The sequence below is a fragment of the Streptacidiphilus sp. EB129 genome (assembly GCF_041262645.1).
Taxonomy (GTDB): domain Bacteria; phylum Actinomycetota; class Actinomycetes; order Streptomycetales; family Streptomycetaceae; genus Streptacidiphilus.
This window is the reverse complement of the sequence record NZ_JBGCCS010000009.1, coordinates 53,286-70,966: the sequence shown is the minus strand read 5'-3', so window position 1 is coordinate 70,966 and position 17,681 is coordinate 53,286. Positions and strand designations below refer to the sequence as shown.

At 72.4% G+C, this 17,681-nt stretch carries 18 protein-coding genes; 3 read left to right on the top strand and 15 right to left on the bottom strand.

Annotated elements, in window-relative coordinates; all coding sequences use genetic code 11:
• Positions 1–186: 186 nt before the first annotated feature.
• Genes ABH925_RS13875 through ABH925_RS13865 form a run of 3 tightly spaced genes read right to left on the bottom strand, consistent with a single transcriptional unit; the run spans position 187 to position 4,648 of the window.
• The gene (locus tag ABH925_RS13875; RefSeq protein ID WP_370147940.1) at positions 187–2,799 is read right to left on the bottom strand and encodes a beta-glucosidase; all 2,613 of its coding nucleotides are present in this window, start codon (positions 2,797–2,799) and stop codon (positions 187–189) included.
• A gap of 8 nt (positions 2,800–2,807) precedes the next feature.
• On the bottom strand, positions 2,808–3,506 hold the full coding sequence (locus ABH925_RS13870; RefSeq protein WP_370147799.1) for an alpha/beta fold hydrolase: 699 nt from the start codon (positions 3,504–3,506) through the stop codon (positions 2,808–2,810).
• Between the two features lie 38 nt (positions 3,507–3,544).
• Entirely contained in the window at positions 3,545–4,648 is a 1,104-nt protein-coding gene (locus ABH925_RS13865; protein WP_370147798.1) for an MFS transporter, read from the bottom strand.
• 49 nt (positions 4,649–4,697) lie between these two features.
• On the opposite strand from ABH925_RS13865, the gene ABH925_RS13860 reads away from it, so the two are divergent.
• Positions 4,698–5,744: a LacI family DNA-binding transcriptional regulator gene (locus ABH925_RS13860; RefSeq protein WP_370147797.1), complete on the top strand. Its 1,047-nt coding sequence runs from the start codon at positions 4,698–4,700 to the stop codon at positions 5,742–5,744.
• 66 nt (positions 5,745–5,810) lie between these two features.
• Here ABH925_RS13860 and era read toward each other — a convergent pair whose 3' ends face one another.
• The 6 genes from era to ABH925_RS13830 all read right to left on the bottom strand — a co-directional run bounded on the left by era (position 5,811) and on the right by ABH925_RS13830 (position 9,942).
• Positions 5,811–6,803: a GTPase Era gene (gene era / locus ABH925_RS13855; protein WP_370147796.1), complete on the bottom strand. Its 993-nt coding sequence runs from the start codon at positions 6,801–6,803 to the stop codon at positions 5,811–5,813.
• A gap of 27 nt (positions 6,804–6,830) precedes the next feature.
• On the bottom strand, positions 6,831–7,412 hold the full coding sequence (locus ABH925_RS13850) for a Uma2 family endonuclease (protein WP_370147795.1): 582 nt from the start codon (positions 7,410–7,412) through the stop codon (positions 6,831–6,833).
• An 89-nt stretch (positions 7,413–7,501) separates the two neighbouring features.
• On the bottom strand, positions 7,502–7,660 hold the full coding sequence (locus tag ABH925_RS13845) for a hypothetical protein (protein ID WP_370147794.1): 159 nt from the start codon (positions 7,658–7,660) through the stop codon (positions 7,502–7,504).
• Positions 7,661–7,758: 98 nt separating this feature from the next.
• Complete coding sequence (locus ABH925_RS13840) at positions 7,759–8,133, bottom strand: cytidine deaminase (RefSeq protein WP_370147793.1); 375 nt, start codon at positions 8,131–8,133, stop codon at positions 7,759–7,761.
• Positions 8,130–8,573 carry a nitroreductase/quinone reductase family protein gene (locus ABH925_RS13835; RefSeq protein ID WP_370147792.1) on the bottom strand — a complete coding sequence of 148 codons (444 nt, stop codon included), beginning with the start codon at positions 8,571–8,573 and terminating at the stop codon, positions 8,130–8,132. The genes ABH925_RS13840 and ABH925_RS13835 overlap by 4 nt, the downstream gene beginning before the upstream one ends.
• 136 nt (positions 8,574–8,709) lie before the next feature.
• Complete coding sequence (locus ABH925_RS13830) at positions 8,710–9,942, bottom strand: M20 family metallopeptidase (protein ID WP_370147791.1); 1,233 nt, start codon at positions 9,940–9,942, stop codon at positions 8,710–8,712.
• 205 nt (positions 9,943–10,147) lie between these two features.
• Here ABH925_RS13830 and ABH925_RS13825 point away from each other — a divergent pair, with 205 nt between their 5' ends.
• Positions 10,148–10,585: a hypothetical protein gene (locus ABH925_RS13825; RefSeq protein ID WP_370147790.1), complete on the top strand. Its 438-nt coding sequence runs from the start codon at positions 10,148–10,150 to the stop codon at positions 10,583–10,585.
• 74 nt (positions 10,586–10,659) lie between these two features.
• Here the strand turns inward: ABH925_RS13825 and ABH925_RS13820 are convergent, their stop codons facing one another.
• Positions 10,660–11,478, bottom strand: a complete 819-nt coding sequence (locus ABH925_RS13820; RefSeq protein ID WP_370147939.1) for a helix-turn-helix transcriptional regulator — start codon at positions 11,476–11,478, stop codon at positions 10,660–10,662.
• A gap of 214 nt (positions 11,479–11,692) precedes the next feature.
• Between ABH925_RS13820 and ABH925_RS13815 the strand changes: the two genes are divergently transcribed.
• Complete coding sequence (locus ABH925_RS13815; RefSeq protein WP_370147789.1) at positions 11,693–13,177, top strand: MFS transporter; 1,485 nt, start codon at positions 11,693–11,695, stop codon at positions 13,175–13,177.
• Positions 13,178–13,187: 10 nt separating this feature from the next.
• On the opposite strand, the gene ABH925_RS13810 is transcribed toward ABH925_RS13815, so the two are convergent.
• The 5 genes from ABH925_RS13810 to ABH925_RS13790 all read right to left on the bottom strand — a co-directional run bounded on the left by ABH925_RS13810 (position 13,188) and on the right by ABH925_RS13790 (position 17,663).
• A complete protein-coding gene (locus ABH925_RS13810) occupies positions 13,188–14,528 on the bottom strand; it encodes a hemolysin family protein (protein ID WP_370147788.1) in 1,341 nt (446 codons plus the stop codon).
• A 10-nt stretch (positions 14,529–14,538) separates the two neighbouring features.
• The gene (ybeY, locus tag ABH925_RS13805) at positions 14,539–15,027 is read right to left on the bottom strand and encodes an rRNA maturation RNase YbeY (RefSeq protein ID WP_370147787.1); all 489 of its coding nucleotides are present in this window, start codon (positions 15,025–15,027) and stop codon (positions 14,539–14,541) included.
• Positions 15,028–15,041: 14 nt separating this feature from the next.
• The gene (locus ABH925_RS13800) at positions 15,042–16,139 is read right to left on the bottom strand and encodes a PhoH family protein (RefSeq protein WP_370147786.1); all 1,098 of its coding nucleotides are present in this window, start codon (positions 16,137–16,139) and stop codon (positions 15,042–15,044) included.
• A gap of 212 nt (positions 16,140–16,351) precedes the next feature.
• Entirely contained in the window at positions 16,352–17,284 is a 933-nt protein-coding gene (locus ABH925_RS13795) for a ribonuclease Z (protein ID WP_370147784.1), read from the bottom strand.
• Positions 17,285–17,288: 4 nt separating this feature from the next.
• Positions 17,289–17,663: a histidine triad nucleotide-binding protein gene (locus tag ABH925_RS13790; RefSeq protein WP_370147783.1), complete on the bottom strand. Its 375-nt coding sequence runs from the start codon at positions 17,661–17,663 to the stop codon at positions 17,289–17,291.
• Positions 17,664–17,681 lie beyond the last annotated feature (18 nt).

Here is a 17,681-nt window from a genome sequence, read left to right as displayed (position 1 = left end):
ATGATTCTGCAACCCTAACCCAGCCCCGCCGCGTACCACAGCTCATCCCAGCGACATTCCGCCCCTTGAGACAGCGCACGTGAGACGGCACCACGGCCACCGGCCCCGTCCGGACCACCCGACGCGGGCGCCGGCACCGGCAGGGGCACGGACAGCCCGCCGCCCCCGGGGACGGCGTCCGCGCCGTCAGCCCTGGGCAGGCACGTCCAGGGCAGGCACGTCCAGGGCAGGCACGTCCAGGACGCCGGACAGCCTGCGGTCGGCGGCGCTGCGGCCGGCCTCCACGCCGTAGCCGCCGGGGCGCAGCTCCCAGCCCGCGTCGCCCCAGGTCTGGAAGGCGCGCAGCGGCAGGTCGATCCGGACCTCGGCGACCTGGCCCGGCTCGGCCTCCAGCACGGCGAAGCCCGCGAGCCGGCGGTCCGGACGCGACGGGTCGACGCCGTCCGGGGCCAGGTAGACCTGGACCACCTCGCGACCGGCCCGCGCCCCGGTGTTGCGGACCCGGACCACGGCCCGGGCCAGCGCCGCGTACGGGTCCTCGCCGGCGGCGGCCACGGGCGCGGGGACGGCAGCGGAGGCCGCGGCGGGTGCGGCGAGTGCGGGTGCGGCACCGGGGGCGGTCAGGTGCACGTCCAGGCCTTCGTAGGCCCACTCGGTGTAGCCGAGCCCGTGACCGAACCAGTAGGCCGGCTGCGCCGCCGCGCGACGCTGCCAGGCCGGGTAGCCGACGAACAGGCCCTCCGTGTAGTCGAGCCGGCCCTCGGTCGGGGCCACCTCCCAGACCGGGCAGTCCTCCTCCTCGGCGGGCCAGGTGGTGGGCAGCCGCCCACCGGGCTCGCACGCGCCCAGCAGCACGTCGGCCAGTGCCGCGCCGGCCTCCTGCCCCGGGAACCAGGTCAGCAGCACCGCGGCGACCCGGTCGCGCCACGGCATCAGCACCGGCGCACCGGCGTTGACCACCACCACGGTGCGCGGGTTGACCGCCGCGATCCGGGCCACCAGCTCGTCCTGACGGCCCGGCAGAGCCAGGCTGTCGCGGTCCACGCCCTCGCTCTCCACCTCCTCGGTGGTCGCCACCACGACCACGGCGACATCCGCCGCGGCGGCCGCCACCACCGCCTCGTCGATCAGCTCGTCCGCGGTGCCGACCGGCTCCGCGTGGCCGAGCGCGAAGGAGACCAGACCGAACCCGGCGAACGCCGAGGCCTCGGGCAGGGTGTGCCGGAGCGTCACCTCGACCGGGCGACCGGCCTCCAGCTCCAGCTCGACGACCAGCTCGGGCGGGTTGAGGAAGGCCCCGGCCGGGTCGTTGCCCTCGAACTCCAGCACACCGTCGAACAGTTGGGCCCCGTCGGCGGTCAGGACGAAGCGTCCGGCACCACGGATCGCCAGCCGGTGCCGACCGGTCGAGCGCGGCGTGAGGGTGCCCACGGCCTTCACCGCGCGCAGCACGTCGAAGCCGACGCCGTCCGGCAGCTGTCCCAGCCAGCGGACGGTGCCGTCGGGCAGCGTCGCCGTGGTCAGCAACGCGCCGTCGGCGCCCAGCAGTTCCGCACTCAGCCCGCCCGCGAACGGGGGGACGTGGGTGCGCGGCTCGGCGCCCAGCGTGTAGCTCAGCGCGGTAGCGGCCGGCAGCGCCGCGCGCAGCCCGTCCAGCGGGCTGACCACCCGGGTCGGGAAGACCTGCGCACTGCCGCCGCCACCGATCCGGGCCTCCGCCGCGGCCGCGCCGACCAGCGCGACCGAGCCGAGGCCGGGCCGCAGCGGCAGGATGCCGTCATTGCGGAGCAGGGTGAACGAACGGGCGGCGATCTCGCGGGCCAGCGCCTCGCCGTCGACCGGCGCCGGGGGCACCGGGACGGCGGCGGGGGCACCGGCGAGCAGCCCCACCCGGGCGGCCAGCCGCAGCACCCGGCGGGCCAGCTCGTCCACCGCCTGCTCCGGCACCCGGCCGTCGCGGACCGCGGCGACCAGGCGCTCCCCGTACACGGTGACCGGGCCCGGCATCGCCACGTCCAGGCCGCCCAGCGCGGACCGGACGGTGTCCCGCGCGCCGGTCCAGTCCGAGACCAGGAACCCGTCGAAGCCCCACTCCTCGCGCAGCACACCGTTGTTGAGTGCGTCGTGCTCGCTCATGCTGTGGCCGTCGACCTGGTTGTAGGCCGCCATCAGGCCCCAGGGGCGGGCCTTGCGGACGATCGCCTCGAACGGCGCCAGGTAGAGCTCGCGCAGGGTGCGCCGGTCGGCCCGGACGTCCACGGTGTAGCGCTCGGTCTCGGAGTCGTTGGCGACCCAGTGCTTGGGCGTGGTGGCCACCCCGCCCTCCTGGACGCCCGCGACCAGGGCCGCGCCGATCTCCCCGGTGAGGTGGGGATCCTCCGAGTACGCCTCGAAGTGGCGTCCGCCGCGCGGGCTGCGGTGCAGGTTGACGGTGGGTGCCAGGACCACGTGGGCGCCCTTGCGGCGGGCCTCCTGGGCCAGCAGTCCGCCGATCCGGCGGGCCAGGTCGAGGTCCCAGGTGGCCGCGAGGGCGGTCGGCGAGGGGATCGCGATGGACGGGTCGTCCGCGGTCCACTGCTCGCCGCGGACGCCGACCGGTCCGTCGGACATGACCAGGCGGCCCAGGCCGATGTCCGCGTTGGCCGGGAGCGACCACATGTCGGCGCCGGCCAGCAGGGCGACCTTGGCGGTCAGGTCCAGCTTGCCGAGCGCTGCCTCGACGGCGCGCTCACGGGCCGCGTCGCCGTTCTCCTCGGTACCGGTGTTCCGGCGGGTACTGCCGTCGTCGATGCTGCCCATGCCCATGCTCAGATCCAGCCTTCCAGCGAGCCCATGAAGCCGTCGAAGTCGTCCCGGTGGATGGTGTGCCCGGCCCCGGTGACGGTACGCACCTCGAAACCGCGCTCCCGCAGCGTCTCCTGGTCGGCGGGGCTGAGCAGGAAGCTCGGGTCGGCGGCCTGGACCAGCGAGGGCACCACGGCACCGGCCGGCAGCCCGGCCTGCTCGGCCAGCGCCGACAGGCCCAGTGCCGTCGCGCCGTCCCATACCGCCAGGGTCTCCAGCTCGACCTGGATGTCCGCCTCCTCCCAGCGCGGGTTCATCCCGGCGATGGTGTCGTGCGTGGCGGCTGCGGCGAACTGCACGAACACCGCCGGGTCGAAGCCCTCCTCGGGCCTGGCGAAGTGCCAGGCCGGGTCGGAGTAGACGGCCCGCCGCGGCAGCAGCCGGTCCACGGCCCGGGACAGGGTGAGCCCGCCGAGGGAGTGGCCGATCGCCAGTTCCGCGCCCACCGGCAGGGTCTCCACCAGGTCCTCGGCGAACAGCCCGGGGCTGTACTCGCCCCGGCCCGAGCCACCGTGGCCGCGCAGGTCGACGGCGATCACCCGGTAGCCGCGCTCGGCCAGGGCCGGGCCGACCCGGCGCCAGGTGCGGGAGTCCGACATGATGCCGTGGACCAGCAGGGCGATCCGGTCGCCTGTGCCCCACTCGCGGATGTTGAGCTTCATGCTGCGGTACCTGTCTGTGTTGTTGTGAGCCTGCGCGGTCAGCGCACGCCGCGGATCGGACGGACGGCGAGGGCGCCGAGGATGCTCAGCACCCCGCCGACCAGGAAGAGGGAGGTGTAGCCGGCCAGGCTCACCACCAGGGAGGCGATGAACGGGGCCACGATCTGGGGTCCGGCGTTGGCGATGTTCAGCACGCCCATGTCCCGCGCGGCGTCCTCGGCCCTGGGCAGGACCAGGGTGACCAGGGCGGTGTCCACGGCCATGTAGCAGCCGAAGGCCAGCCCGTTGAGCACACCGAAGAGCAGCATCGCCGGGAACGTGGGGCTGATCACCGGGATCACCATGGCGCAGCCCGCCGCCGCGGCCGAGACGCCGACGAAACGCTTGCGCGCGTCCAGCCGGTCCGAGAGCGGCCCGCAGACGGCGATGGAGACCAGCATCGCCAGGCTGGCGACGGGGGTGAGCACGGCCACCGCGGCGGTCGGGGACATGCCGTGCGGCAGCCCGATGTGGTCCTGCAGGATGTACAACTGGTAGCCGCTGACCGAGAAGTAGCCGAGGACCAGCAGCGCGCGGCCGATGAAGGCCCAACGGAAGTCGTGCGCCCGCAGACTGTCGGCGAAGGCGGCCACCTGCCCGCCGAAGGAGCCGCCGGACCGCTGGGCGGACGAGGCCGGGAGCGCCTCGCCGCCGGGCTCGCGGCCGGAGTCCCCGGGCTCGCGACGAGAGTCGCCGAGCCGGCCGCCGGGCTCGCGGCTCAGGCCGGTGAACAGCACCGCGGCGGCGGCGACCAGCGCGCCGAGGACCAGGTAGCCGGTGCCGAAGCGGCCGGAGAAACCGTTGGCGACCAGCACGCCGATGATGCTGCCGACCGGCATGCCCAGACCGACGGCGGCCGAGGCGGTGCCGCGCCGGGCGGCCGGGATCCGGTCGGGCACCACCGAGGTGAGGGCCGCCTGGTAGACGTTCATCACGGCCTGGCCGAGGCACCAGGCGATGGCGACCAGCAGGACCGAGTTGACCGCGCCCAGCAGCGCCATGGCCGGGACCGCGAGCAGTCCGCCGGCCAGGATCCACGGGTTGCGCCGGCCGGAGCGGTCCGACAGGGCGCCGGCCACCGGGTTGAACAGGGCCGCGAACACCTGCCCGCCAGCGGCACCACCCCCTGGTCTGGAAAGATCTCCTCCTGCCATGACACAGTCACCGCAGCACCCCCACGACCCCACACCCGCCGCACCGACCAGCGCCGACGTCGCCAGACGCGCCGGGGTGTCCCGGGCCACGGTCTCGTACGTGCTGAACGACACCGCCGGCGGACGGGTCAGCGAGCAGACCAGGGCGCGGGTGCGCGCGGCCGCCGACGAGCTCGGCTACGTCCCGCACGCCGCCGCCCGCTCGCTGCGGGCCGGGCACACCGGGATCGTGCTGCTCACCATCCCCGAGGTGGTCTTCGGCCCGCTGTTCACCACCTTCCTCAGCGAACTGCGGGCCGGGCTGCGCGACCGGGGCTACACCACCGTCATCTACGGCGACAGCCACGGCCAGGACGACGCCTCCGCCCGCGCCTGGGCCGAGCTGCGGCCGACCGCCGTGCTCACCACCGTGGACGCCGGGCTGACCCCGCGCGGGGTCAGCCTGCTGCGCCGCTCCGGCACCCGTACCGTGCTCACCCTCGGCGGGCGGCCGGTGGCCGGGGCGCACGCGCTGATCCTGGACCAGCGAGAGGTCGGCGCGGCCGCCTCCGCGCACCTGCTGGCGCGGGGTCACCGGGCGATCGGCGCGATCGTGCCCACCGACCGCAGCCTGGACGGCTTCAGCCTGCCCAGGCTGGCCGGGGTACGCGCGGCCGCGGCATCCGCCGCCGTGTCCGCCGGGGGCGGGGTCCGGGTGGAGCGGATCGACCTGGACTACACCGAGGAGTCAGCCGCCGAACTCGCCTCCGGCTGGCGGGAGTCCGGCCTGACGGCACTGTTCTGCTACAACGACGAGTACGCCCACCTGCTGCTGAGCGCCTTCCAGGACGCCGGAATCCAGGTCCCGGGCGAGGCCGCACTGGTCGGCGCGGACGACCTGATGCTGGCCCGGCTCACCCGGCCCCGGCTCACCACGGTGCACCAGCTCCTGCCCTCCGGCGACATGCTGGCCGCCCTGGTGGACCGGCTGGTCCAGACCCCGGACGCTCCGACCGAGACCCACGACCTGGCAACCGCCCACGTCGTGGTCCGCGACTCGGCCTGACGCCCGGGTCGCGCCGGAGGTCGGCCCCGCCCGGAGGTCGGCCCCCACCGGGGGCCGGACGAAGCGTCAGAAGCCGAGCTTGCGCAGCTGCTTCGGGTCCCGCTGCCAGTCCTTGGCGACCTTCACATGCAGGTCCAGGTAGACCGGCGTGCCCAGCAGAGCCTCGATCTGCTGCCTGGCCACCGTGCCGACGTGCTTCAGTCGGGCGCCCTTGGAGCCGATGACGATGGCCTTCTGGCTCTGCCGCTCGATGTAGACGTTGGCGTGGATGTCCAGCAGCGGGCGGCCCTCCGGCCGGCCCTCGCGCGGCAGCATCTCCTCGACCACGACCGCCAGCGAGTGCGGCAGCTCGTCCCGAACACCCTCCAGCGCGGCCTCGCGGATCAGCTCCGCGACCATGATCTGCTCGGGCTCGTCGGTGAGGTCACCCTCCGGGTAGAGCAGCGGGCCTTCCGGCAGCATCGGCACCAGCAGGTCGGCGAGCAGTTCGACCTGCTGGTTGCCGGTCGCCGACACCGGGACGATCTCCGCCCACTCGATGCCCAGCTCCGCGCCCAGCTGGGAGACCGCGATCAGCTGCTCCGCGAGCTGCTTGGAGTCCACCAGGTCGGTCTTGGTGACGATGGCGACCTTGGGGGTGCGCTTGATCCCGGCGAGTTCCTTGGCGATGAACTTGTCGCCGGGGCCGAGCTTCTGGTCGGCGGGGACGCAGAAGCCGATCACGTCGACCTCCGCCCAGGTCGACCTGACCACGTCGTTCAGCCGCTCACCGAGCAGCGTGCGCGGCTTGTGCAGTCCGGGGGTGTCCACCAGGATCAGCTGCGCGTCGGGACGGTGCACGATGCCCCGGACGGTGTGCCGGGTGGTCTGCGGGCGGTCGGAGGTGATCGCCACCTTGATGCCGACCAGGGCGTTGGTCAGCGTGGACTTGCCCGCGTTGGGCCGCCCGACGAAGCAGGCGAAGCCCGACCGGTGCGGCTTGGCCCCCTGCGGGGCGGCGTCGGCGGCGGTGTCGGGCTTGGCGTGCTGCTGGACGGGGCGAGAGCTCATGGGGGCCATTCTCCCCCATCAGGGGAGCCCATAAGGTCAAGGCCGTCGGTTCATCCCCGTCAGGTCGATCTCGATCTCGAAGGGCACGGAGAGTGAGAGCTTCTCGCGAAAGATTCCCATCGCCACATAGGAGTCCGTCGCCCGTTCCAACTCGAAGACATGGACCACGGGGTAGCCCTCCTCGTTCTCCACTCTCCAGAAGTGGGGGATGCCTGCGCCCGCATACTTGCGCGGCTTGACATCCAGGTCTCGCGCCTCGGAGTCCGGCGAGACCACCTCGACCGCCAGCACCACATCTGCGGGCTGGAACGTGGTCTGGGTGTCGCTGGTCAACGCATCCGCGTGGATGACCAGAAGATCGGGCTCGGGTCGGTTGCGCGGGCCGAGCGTCACCGTCATCTCACGGCGGACGTCCAGCTCCGGCGGGGCCGTCCGGAACAGACCCAGCTGCAGCAACAGCATCGCCCGATCATGGAAGGCAGTCTGCGGGCTCATGAAAACGAGGTTCCCGTCGATCAGCTCCGTGTGCGGAGGCAGGCCGGGGAGCCGGTCGAGGTCGTCCGCGATCCATCCGCGCTCCGGCGGAACGGGCCACGTGAGCTGAGGTTCGGCGGTCATTGGTGCTCCCATGGGCAGGATCCTGGCCGACCAGTCAAGCGTACCCATAGTGGTTTCGTGATCACTCATCCGAACGCGGGAGCGGGCGTTCACTTCCTGCGGTTGAAGAGCGCTCCGATGCCTCCGACCACCGTGAACAGCGCCACGACGATCGAGGCCGCGAGCCAGCCGGGGTTCTTGTCCTGCTGCCAGTGGCCCATCCCCATGAGCACGAACAGCACCCCCGCGACGAAACCTACGCCCCCCACGGCACCCCTCCCCCTTGGCCCGTCCCCCGTGGCCGCAACGGCCTCCGCCCCGACCCTAGCGGGGTCGGGGCGGATGACAAGACGTCCGTTCGAAGCGGTCAGACCGCTTCGGCCGTGAGCCGCAGCGTGCCGTCCGGGCCGGCCAGCAGCACCGGGGTGCCCGCGCCGCCGAGGTCGCGTACCGCGGCGAGGTCGTCAGCGGTGAGCTGCTCGGCCGCGCTGACCACCGCCGCCGCCTCCAGCCCCCGCGCACCGCTGGCCACGGCCATCGCCACGGCCGTCTGCAGCGCGCTGAGCCGCAGCGACTCCAGGGCGACCGTGCCGGCGACGTAGGTACGCCCGGTCTCGTCCCGCACCGCCGCGCCCTCGGGCACGCCGTTGCGGGCGCGGGTGGACCGCGCCAGAGTGATGATCTTCTTGTCTTCTGCGTTCAGGGCCGCGTCCGGCCCCGTCCCCGCCACCAGGTCGCTCATGCCTCCGAGGATACGGCCCCGCCCTCGGCCGTCAGCACGACCACCGGGATCGGGCCCGGCGCGGCGGCCTGGAAGTCCGCCATGAACGGGGCGGTCAGCAGTCGCTCCGCCCAGAGCCGGTCCCGCTCCTCGCCCTCGGCGAAGGTCGCCACGGCGTGGAAGCTCTCGCTGCCCACCTCGACCGTCGCGGTCGGATCGGCGAGCAGGTTGTAGTACCAGCCGGGACGAGTGGGCCGACCGCCGTTCGCCGCGAAGACGACATAGCGGTCCCCGTCGGCCAGACAGGCCAGCGGCATGGTGCGCGACTCGCCGCTGCGCGCCCCGGTCGTGGTGAGCAGGAGCAGCAACGAGCCCTCGAACTGGCCGCCGACGACTCCCTTGTTGGCCCGGAACTCCTCGATGATGCGCTGGTTCCACTCAAGCCGTTGGGCCTGGTCCATGGTGTGAACTCCTTCGACTCCGTGCACCGGCGGGTCCGCCGGATCCCTGCGGGATGAACTCCCGCGATCCGGCCAGGATTCCCCCACCATGTGTGCAACACGGCTTCCTCGCCCACGACTTGGTGTCGACCCCGGGTCAGCGGGTGAGGCGGCGCTGGGCGAGTTCGGCGAGCAGCAGGGCGCCGTCGGCGAGGACGGAGTCGTCGAAAGCGGCTTCCGGCGAGTGGTTGTAGGGGGCGGTGGTGTGGTCCCGGCCCTCGGCGCAGGCGCCCAGCAGGAAGTAGGCGGAGGGGATCCGCTCCGCGACGTAGGAGAAGTCCTCCGCGCCCGCGAGCGGCTGGGGCATCGTCACGAAGCGCTCGTCGCCGAGCAGTTCCCTGACCGTGCCGGCGACGAACTCCGCCTCGGCGGAGTTGTTGACGGTGACCGGGTACATGTCGTTGTACGCCACGTCCACGTCCAGGCCGTGGGCCGCCGCGATGCCGCGGACCACCCGGACCGTCTCCTCGCGGACCCGCTCTCTCGCCTCCGGCGAGAAGGAGCGGACGGTGGCCTCGAAGAAGGCGTCGTCCGGGATGATGTTGTTGGCGGTCCCGGCGTGGAAGGTGCCCACCGTGACGACCACCGGGTCGAAGGCGTCGAAGCGGCGGGTCACCATCGTCTGCAGCGCCAGCACCGCCTCGCAGGCGGCCGGCACCGGGTCCAGCGCACCGTGCGGGGCCGAGCCGTGGCCGCCGCGTCCGCGCATGGTGACGGTCAGGGTGTCGGCGGCGGCCATGATCGTCCCGGGGCGGGCCGCGACCGTGCCGGTGGGCAGCAGGCCGGACAGCACGTGCAGCGCGTAGCCGGCCACCGGCAGCGCGCCGGTGGCCTCCAGCAGGCCCTCCTCGATCATCACCTTGGCACCGCCCAGGCCCTCCTCGCCCGGCTGGAACATGAACACCACGTCACCGGCCAGTTCCTCGCGCCGCTCGCAGAGCAGCCGCGCCGCGCCGACCAGGGCGGCGACATGCAGGTCGTGGCCGCAGGCGTGCATCACCCCGGGGACCTGTGAGGCGAACGGGAGGCCGCTGGTTTCCTGCACCGGCAGTGCGTCCATGTCACCCCGCAGCAGCACCGCGGGCCCGGCCGCGCCACCGCGCAGCACCGCGGTGACCGAGCTGAGCTTCTCGCCGAGGGTGACCTCCAGTGGCAGCCCGTCCAGCGCGGCCACGATCGCCGCCTGGGTACGCGGCAGGTCCAGGCCGATCTCGGGCTCCTGGTGCACGGCGTGGCGCAGCGCGACCAGCTCCGGCTGCAGCAGCGCGGCGGACTCGCGCAGCGAGGGAAGGGACTGCTGGGCCGGGGACGACGAACCTGCGGTCTGCATGGGGTGTGCTCCTGACGGTGTGCCGACGGGACGGAACAGCTCACAGGGGTCCTATCACCGCAGCACCGCATCAGTCACCACCGCCTCCTCGGCCGCCGGCACCGCGCGCGGCGCCGGCGCGACCCGCCCGTTGACCCCGGGGCCAACCACTGGCCTCCTCCGATCCGGTGCCGGAGAATGCGCATCCTCGGATCATGGGGGGCGCATGAGTCTGAACAGGTCGATCACGCTCAAGTGTCGGCACTGCACGATCGAGTACACCGGCGACGTGGTGGTGGTACTGCGCCGCAGATGGTGGCTGACCCGCCATCACCGGGTCTTCCGGGAGGAGGGCGGCTGGCCGCTCCAGTTCACCCGCGCGGTCCGGCACCGCTACTGGCGGCGCGGGCCGGTCGGCCGGCTGTTCCACGTCGACGCGATGCAGCCGATCAGGGTGGTCCCTCAACGGGGCCGCTGGCCGCACCGGGTTCCGGCGGCGCTCGTGTTCACGCACGCGACCCACCCGGAGCGGCGAATCACCGTCCGGGTCTCCCGTCACCTCCTGGTGGAGCACGGGGCGACGATCGAGCGGATCAACAGAGCGATCACCGCCCGCGCGTCACCGGGGACCGGACCCGGATCGGCCGCGTCCCCGGTGGGTTGAGCCCGCCCCAGAGAGGTCAGCCCGTCCCCGCCTACGCCGGCTCACGGCCCGCCGCCGCAGCGTGCCGATGTCCGTCAGCCGGCGACGAGCCGCAGGCTGGCCTGCCGTCCCTCGCTGCTGGCCAGCCACTCCAGCTTCTGCGCCGTGTCCGTCTCCGGCGTGGGGTTGTGCAGCACGAAGGTCAGGTCGGGACGCTGCGGCAGCTTGAGATGGGTGCTCTCGAAGCTCAGCTCGCCCACCAGTGGATGCTGGATCCACTTGGTCCGCTGTCCCGGCGACCGCACGTCGCCGCGCGCCCAGACCTCCGCGAACTGGGGGCAGGCCTCGGCGAGCTCGCCCGTGATCGCCCGGAATCCCTCGTCCTCGGGGTACTCCGCCGCCGCGGCCCGGAACTCGGCGGCGACCAGGGCCGCGTCCTCCGCCCAGCCCAGGTGCCAGACCCGGTACAGCGGGTTGGTGAAGTAGCTGACCAGACAGTTGCGGCACTGCTCGTTGAAGTCGAAGACGGTGGCGGCGGCCTCGTTGAAGACGATGTTGTTCCAGTACCGGTCGATGATGTTCGCCGGGAACGGCATCCAGGAGTCGATGATCCGGGCCAGCCCCTCCGCCACCGGAGCCGTGACCGGCCCCGGCCGCTGCAGCGGCGGGTTCAGCCCGGCCAGCACGTAGAGGTGGTGACGCTCCGGCTCGTCGAGCTTCAGCACCCGCGAGACGGAGTCCAGCACCTGCCCGGAGACGGTGATGTCCCGGCCCTGCTCCAGCCACTGGTACCAGGAGACCCCGACGCCCGCCAGCACCGCGACCTCCTCCCGCCGCAGACCCGGCGTCCGCCGCCGGGCCCCGCCGTCCGGCAGCCCCGCCTCCGCGGGGGTCACCCGGGCCCGACGGCTCATCAGGAACTCACGCAGGTCGGCACGGCGGCGCTCGTCGGCAGTCGTCTTCGGCGCGGCTTCCACAGGCTCCCCCTGGCTGGTGGTCGTATCGACAGGATATCCAAACACCGGCCGGTGACCTGGTAATTCCTGGCCCGCCGAACTGCCTGGTGGTGGTGCCAACAGGATAAGTGGGCTCTCTCCAGGCCCTGGTGATCGGCAGCAGCATCGGGGCATGACAATGGACACTGCAGCACACGAGACCACGGAAGACGCCGTGGCAGCGACCTCGAATCCGGTGGCGAACCCGGCGGCGGACCCAACAGCGGGGTCGCTGTCGGTACGGGCCCGGTTGGTCCTCTTTCTGCTCTGCGCCGCCCAGTTCGCGGTGGCGCTGGACTTCTCCATCCTCAACATCGCGCTGCCCACGCTGGGCCGGGACCTGCACATGACGCAGGCGAACCTGCAGTGGGGCATGACCGCGTTCGCGCTGCCGTCCGGCGGGTTCCTGCTGCTGTTCGGGCGGATCGCGGACCGGGTCGGACGGCGGCGGATCTTCATCGTCGGGCTGAGCCTGTTCACCGCGGCCTCGGTACTGGCCACGCTGGCGTGGTCGCCGACGGTCTTCCTGGCGGCCCGTGCACTGCAGGGCGTCGGCGCGGCGGCGATCGTCCCGTCCGGGATGGCGCTGCTGACCACCACCTTCAAGGAGGGCCCGCAGCGGGACCGGGCGCTGGGCGTCATGGGCAGCCTGATGTCGCTGGGCTTCACCTTCGGCATGGTCCTGGGCGGCGTCCTCACGCAGACCCTGAGCTGGCGTTCGACGATGGCCCTCAACGTGGTGATGGGCCTGCTGGTCCTGGTCGGCGCACCGCTGCTGCTGACCGAGTCCCGCAACGAGGTCCGGCCACGGGTCGACGTGCCCGGCGCGATCACCGTCACCGGCGGTCTGCTGGCGCTGATCTACGGTCTGTCCACGGCCGCGCAGGCCGGCTTCGGCGACACCTCGGTGGTCGCCGCCCTGGTCGCGGCGGTCGTGCTGCTGACCGCGTTCGTGGTGATCGAGGCCCGCACCGCCGAGCCGCTGGTCTCGCTGCGGATCCTGCGCCGCCCGACGGTGGCCTTCGGCAACCTGGGCGGACTGGCCACCTTCTCGATGATGAGCTCCGTGGTCTTCCTCGGCACCCTGTACCTGCAGCAGGTCAACGGCATGTCGCCGGTCATGACCGGCCTGGTCTTCGGCGTGCTGGGCGTGTCCTGCGCGATCAGCGGCACCATCGCGCCGCGGATCGTGGCCCGGATCGGCTCGGCCCGCACTCTGGTCGCCGGACTGGTGCTGCAGGCCGCGCTGACCGCCGTGCTGCTGACGATCGGCCAGGGCAGCGTCGGGGCCTGGGTGTTCACCGTCGCCGGTTCGCTGGCCGCGGTCGGCCACCTGTCCGCGATCGTCGCCTACAGCGTCACCGCGACCGCCGGACTGCCGGACGAGGAGCAGGGCCTGGCCACCGGCCTGGTCACCACCACCCAGCAGGTGGCGCTCACCGTGGGCATCCCGCTGCTGAGCGCGCTGGCCTCGGCCCGGACCGACAGCCTGCGGACGGCCGGCCACTCGCTGGCCCGGGCGACGCTCGGCGGGGTGCGGCTCGGCCTGGGCGCGGACGCGGTGCTGGTCGCCGCCTTCGCCCTGCTGGTCGGCTTCGGCCTGCGCCGCAGGGCCTAGCCGGACGGGTCTAGTCCGACTCGGGGAGTTCCTCGTCGTCGTGCAGCGGGCGGCTGCCGCGCCCCACCGGTTCCGCGAGCAGCGTGCCGATGCGGTTGCGGCGGCCCGCCGTGCTCTCCGCGGTGAGCCGGATGGCGCGGATCGCGAGGTCCCCGTCCTCGGGCACCGGCAGTTCCACCCCGGAGCCGGGGATCGGCACCCGGCCCAGGGACTTCGCCAGCAGGCCGCCCACGGTCTCGACGTCCTCGTCCTCCAGCTCTATCCCGAAGAGTTCGCCGAGTTCCTCGACCGGGAGGCGTGCGGTGATCCGGTAGGCGCCGCCCTCCAGGGACTCCACCGGGGGCGCCTCGCGGTCGTACTCGTCGGTGATCTCGCCGACGATCTCCTCCAGGATGTCCTCGATGGTGACCAGCCCGGCCGTGCCGCCGTACTCGTCGATGACGACGGCGACGTGGATGCGGTCCCGCTGCATCTCCCGCAGCAGGTCGGCGACCGGCTTGCTGTCGGGCACGTAGGTCGCCTGCCGCATCACCGAGCCGACCGGCTCCGCCTCGGCGTCGCGGTTGACGTGGGTGCGCCGGACCAGGTCCTTGAGGTAGACGATGCCGACGACGTCGTCCTCGTTCTCGCCGACCACCGGCATCCGGGAGAACCCGCTGCGCAGCGCCAGGGTCAGCGCCTGGCGGACGGTCTTCTCCCGCTCGATCATCACCAGGTCGGTGCGCGGCACCATCACCTCGCGGACGATGGTGTCGCCCAGCTCGAAGACCGAGTGCACCATCCGGCGCTCCTCGTCCTCGATCAGCGAGTCCTTCTCGGCCAGGTCGACCAGCGCGCGCAGCTCCGCCTCGGAGGCGAACGGGCCCTCGCGGAAGCCCTTGCCGGGCGTCAGCGCGTTGCCGAGCAGGATCAGCAGCCGCGGGATCGGGCCGAGCACCCGGTTCAGCGGCAGCAGTACCACCGAGGCCGCGGTGGACACGTTCATGGGGTGCTGGCGCCCGATGGTGCGGGGCGAGACGCCGACCGCGACGAAGGACACCAGCACCATCGCGCCGATGGCGACCAGCAGCGCCTGCCAGGTCTCGTGGAACGAGCGGACGCAGACCACGGTCACCAGGACGGTCGCGGCCATCTCGCAGGTGACCCGGATCAGCGTCGCCAGGTTCAGGTAGCGGATCGGGTCGCTGGCCAGGGTCAGCATCCGCAGGGCGCCGCGCCGGCCGTGCCGCAGGGCCTCCTCGGCGCGGAACCGGGACACCCTGGCGATGCCGGCCTCCGCGCAGGCCGCCAGCCAGGCGAGGATCACCAGGACGACGGCGATGACGAGGAAGCCGGTACTGTTGCCGCTCATCGTGGAACGCTCACCGAGTGGTCGGGGCGGGTGACGGTCCGGTCTCGCCGCGTGCGGCGCGCCAGTCGTCCAGGATGCGCTTCTGCAGCCCGAACATCTCCCGCTCCTCGTCGGGGTCCTCGTGGTCGTAACCGAGGACGTGCAGCACTCCGTGGACGGTGAGCAGCTGCAGCTCGGCGTCCATGGAGTGCCCGTTGGCGGTGCCCTGGCGCTCGGCCACCTCGGGGCAGAGCACGATGTCGCCGAGCAGCCCCTGCGGGGGCTCCTCGTCCTCCTTGCCGGGGCGCAGCTCGTCCATGGGGAAGGACATCACGTCGGTCGGTCCGGGCAGATCCATCCACTGCAGGTGCAGGGCCTCCATCGCCTCCGCGTCGACGACGATCACGGAGAGCTCGGAGAGGGGGTGGATGCGCATCCGGTCGAGGGCGAAGCGGGCGATGTCGAGGATCGCCTGCTCGTCCACCTCCGTGCCGGACTCGTTGTTGATGTCGATCGACATGAGGGGAGTGGATCTCAGCTTTCGGATCGTCGGTGGTTGGAACGGGGTGTTCGGGTGCCGGAGGTGCTCCGGGCGTCGGTGGCGGCCTGGGCTCCCTGTTCGGCGTCGTACTGGCCGTAGGCGTCCACGATCTTGCCGACCAGCTTGTGGCGGACCACGTCCTGGCTGGTCAGACGGCTGAAGTGGATGTCCTCGACATCGGCGAGGATGTGCTGGACGATCTTGAGGCCGCTGGTGGTGCCACCCGGGAGGTCGATCTGGGTGACGTCGCCGGTGACCACGATCTTGGAGTTGAAGCCGAGCCGGGTCAGGAACATCTTCATCTGCTCGGCGCTGGTGTTCTGCGCCTCGTCGAGGATGATGAACGCGTCGTTCAGGGTCCGGCCGCGCATGTACGCGAGCGGGGCGACCTCGATCGTCCCGGCGGCCATCAGCCGCGGGATGGAGTCGGGGTCGATCATGTCGTGCAGCGCGTCGTAGAGCGGGCGCAGGTAGGGGTCGATCTTCTCGTAGAGGGTGCCGGGCAGGAAGCCCAGCCGCTCCCCCGCCTCGACCGCCGGGCGGGTCAGGATGATCCGGGTGACCTGCTTGGCCTGCAGCGCCTGCACGGCCTTGGCCATCGCCAGGTACGTCTTGCCGGTACCGGCCGGGCCGATGCCGAAGACGATGGTGTGGCGGTCGATGGCGTCGACGTAGCTCTGCTGGTTCAGCGTCTTGGGGCGGATCGAGCGGCCCCGGTTGGACAGGATGTTCGCGGTGAACACGGACGAGGGACTGGCCGAGCCCTCGGGGCTGGTGGGGTCCTCGGCGGCCTTGCGCAGCATGGTGATGGAACGCTCCACGGAGTCCTCGGTCAGGGGCTGGCCGGTGCGCAGCACCAGCATCATCTCGTCGAAGAGGCGCTGTACCAGACGGATCTCGGCACGGTCACCGGTGGCGGTGACCTCGTTGCCGCGGGCATGGAGGTCGAGCTCGGGGAAGCCCTTCTCAATCACCTTCAGGAGCGAATCCCCGGTGCCCAGCACGGTCACCATCGGATGCTTCTCCGGGATGACGATCTTCGCCTGGTTCTGCGTCGGCAGCTGCTGTGCGCGTGATGTCGTAGAAGTCATGGGTCGGCTCTGAGGCCTGCCTCATCCCATCTCTCTATCGGGTCCGCCAGCCTCGTGGGCGTGGTGTGACAAGGGTACGACGGACGGGCGGGGGGACGTGAACGATGGTCCGCCGGTGCCGTCGATGACGCCAGTCGTTTTTCGCATGCTCCTGCGACCGGTGCGGCCGCTGAGGCACCACCCCCGCACCGCCTCACGCCCGCGCGGCCGCCTCACGCCCGCGCGGGCACCGGCACCCGCATCAGGTCCCGCGCCAGCACCAGCTCTCCGTCGAAGTGGCGCCGGGCCTCCGCGAGGTGGCCCTCCAGGACGGGATAGCGCTGCGAGAAGTGGGTGAGCACGAGGGTGCGCACCCCCGCGGCGGCGGCGACCCGGCCCGCCTCGGCGGCGGTGAGGTGCCCGTGGTCGCGGGCCAGCGCGGCGTCCTGCTCCAGGAAGGTGGCCTCGATGACCAGCAGGTCCGCGCCCTCGGCCAGCCGCTCGACGCCCTCGCACATCCGGGTGTCCATCACGAACGCCGCCCGCTGGCCCCGGCGCGGCTCGCTGACCTGCTCCACGGTCACCCGCTGCCCGTCGACGAGCACCTCGCCCTCGCGCTGCAGCCATCCCACCGCCGGCCCGGCGATCCCGTACCGGGCCAACTGCTCGGGCAGTATCCGCAGCCCGTCCGGTTCGACCAGGCGGTAGCCGAAGGACTCCACCGGATGCGACAGCGCCGCCGCCTCCAGCGCGAAGGGCGCGCCGGGCGCGCTGAGCGGGACGAACGTGGGCGCGCTGTCGGCCGCGATCGGCTCGGGTCGCAGCTCCACCGTCTCGTGGAAGGCGCTGGCGTGCCGCAGCCGCTCGAAGAAGTGCTGGCCGGAGGCGGGGTAGTAGACGCTGACCGGATGCGGGGGGCGGTCCAGGTTGATCCGCTGGATGATCCCGGGCAGGCCGAGGCAGTGGTCACCGTGGAAGTGGGTGACGCAGATCCTGGTCACCGCGTGCGCGCTCACCCCGGCGTGCAGCATCTGCCGCTGAGTGCCCTCACCCGGGTCGAACAGCAGGCCCTCGCCGTCCCAGAGCAGCAGGTAGCCGTTGTGGTTGCGGTGCCGGGTCGGGACCTGACTGGCCGTCCCCAGCACCACGAGTTCGCGTTGCGACACCCGATCAGACCAGCTTCTCGCGCAGCCCGTTCCCGCCGCCGAGGACGTGCACATGGGCGTGGAACACGGTCTGCCCCGCGCCGCTGCCGGTGTTGAAGATCAGCCGGTAGCCGGCCCCGCCGGTCGCCTCGGCGACCTTCTCCTCCTCCGCGACCCGGCCCGCCTCCGCGAGCAGCGTCCCGGCCAGCGCCGGGTCCGCGTCGGCGAGCGCCGCGGCGTTGGGGTAGTGCGCCTTGGGGACGACCAGGACGTGCGTCGGCGCCTGCGGGTTTATGTCGCGGAACGCGAGCGTGGTCTCGGTCTCCCGCACCACGGTCGCCGGGATCCCGCCCGCCACGATCCTGCAGAACAGGCAGTCAGCCTGCGGCTCACCCGACACGTCGTCATCTCCTCGTCA

Excerpts from the sequence above, each read along its gene's own strand:
- ABH925_RS13840 (WP_370147793.1), bottom strand. The coding sequence starts at position 8,133 with ATGAGCGACCTGGTGGCGGGGACGGGGCCGGACGCGGCCCTGAACGCA.
- era (WP_370147796.1), bottom strand. The coding sequence starts at position 6,803 with ATGGCCCCCATGAGCTCTCGCCCCGTCCAGCAGCACGCCAAGCCCGAC.
- ABH925_RS13810 (WP_370147788.1), bottom strand. The coding sequence starts at position 14,528 with ATGAGCGGCAACAGTACCGGCTTCCTCGTCATCGCCGTCGTCCTGGTG.
- ABH925_RS13815 (WP_370147789.1), top strand. The coding sequence starts at position 11,693 with ATGACAATGGACACTGCAGCACACGAGACCACGGAAGACGCCGTGGCA.
- ABH925_RS13820 (WP_370147939.1), bottom strand. The coding sequence starts at position 11,478 with ATGAGCCGTCGGGCCCGGGTGACCCCCGCGGAGGCGGGGCTGCCGGAC.
- ABH925_RS13850 (WP_370147795.1), bottom strand. The coding sequence starts at position 7,412 with ATGACCGCCGAACCTCAGCTCACGTGGCCCGTTCCGCCGGAGCGCGGA.
- ABH925_RS13835 (WP_370147792.1), bottom strand. The coding sequence starts at position 8,573 with ATGGACCAGGCCCAACGGCTTGAGTGGAACCAGCGCATCATCGAGGAG.
- ABH925_RS13860 (WP_370147797.1), top strand. The coding sequence starts at position 4,698 with ATGACACAGTCACCGCAGCACCCCCACGACCCCACACCCGCCGCACCG.
- ABH925_RS13870 (WP_370147799.1), bottom strand. The coding sequence starts at position 3,506 with ATGAAGCTCAACATCCGCGAGTGGGGCACAGGCGACCGGATCGCCCTG.
- ABH925_RS13830 (WP_370147791.1), bottom strand. The coding sequence starts at position 9,942 with ATGCAGACCGCAGGTTCGTCGTCCCCGGCCCAGCAGTCCCTTCCCTCG.
- ybeY (WP_370147787.1), bottom strand. The coding sequence starts at position 15,027 with ATGTCGATCGACATCAACAACGAGTCCGGCACGGAGGTGGACGAGCAG.
- ABH925_RS13800 (WP_370147786.1), bottom strand. The coding sequence starts at position 16,139 with ATGACTTCTACGACATCACGCGCACAGCAGCTGCCGACGCAGAACCAG.
- ABH925_RS13825 (WP_370147790.1), top strand. The coding sequence starts at position 10,148 with ATGAGTCTGAACAGGTCGATCACGCTCAAGTGTCGGCACTGCACGATC.
- ABH925_RS13875 (WP_370147940.1), bottom strand. The coding sequence starts at position 2,799 with ATGGGCAGCATCGACGACGGCAGTACCCGCCGGAACACCGGTACCGAG.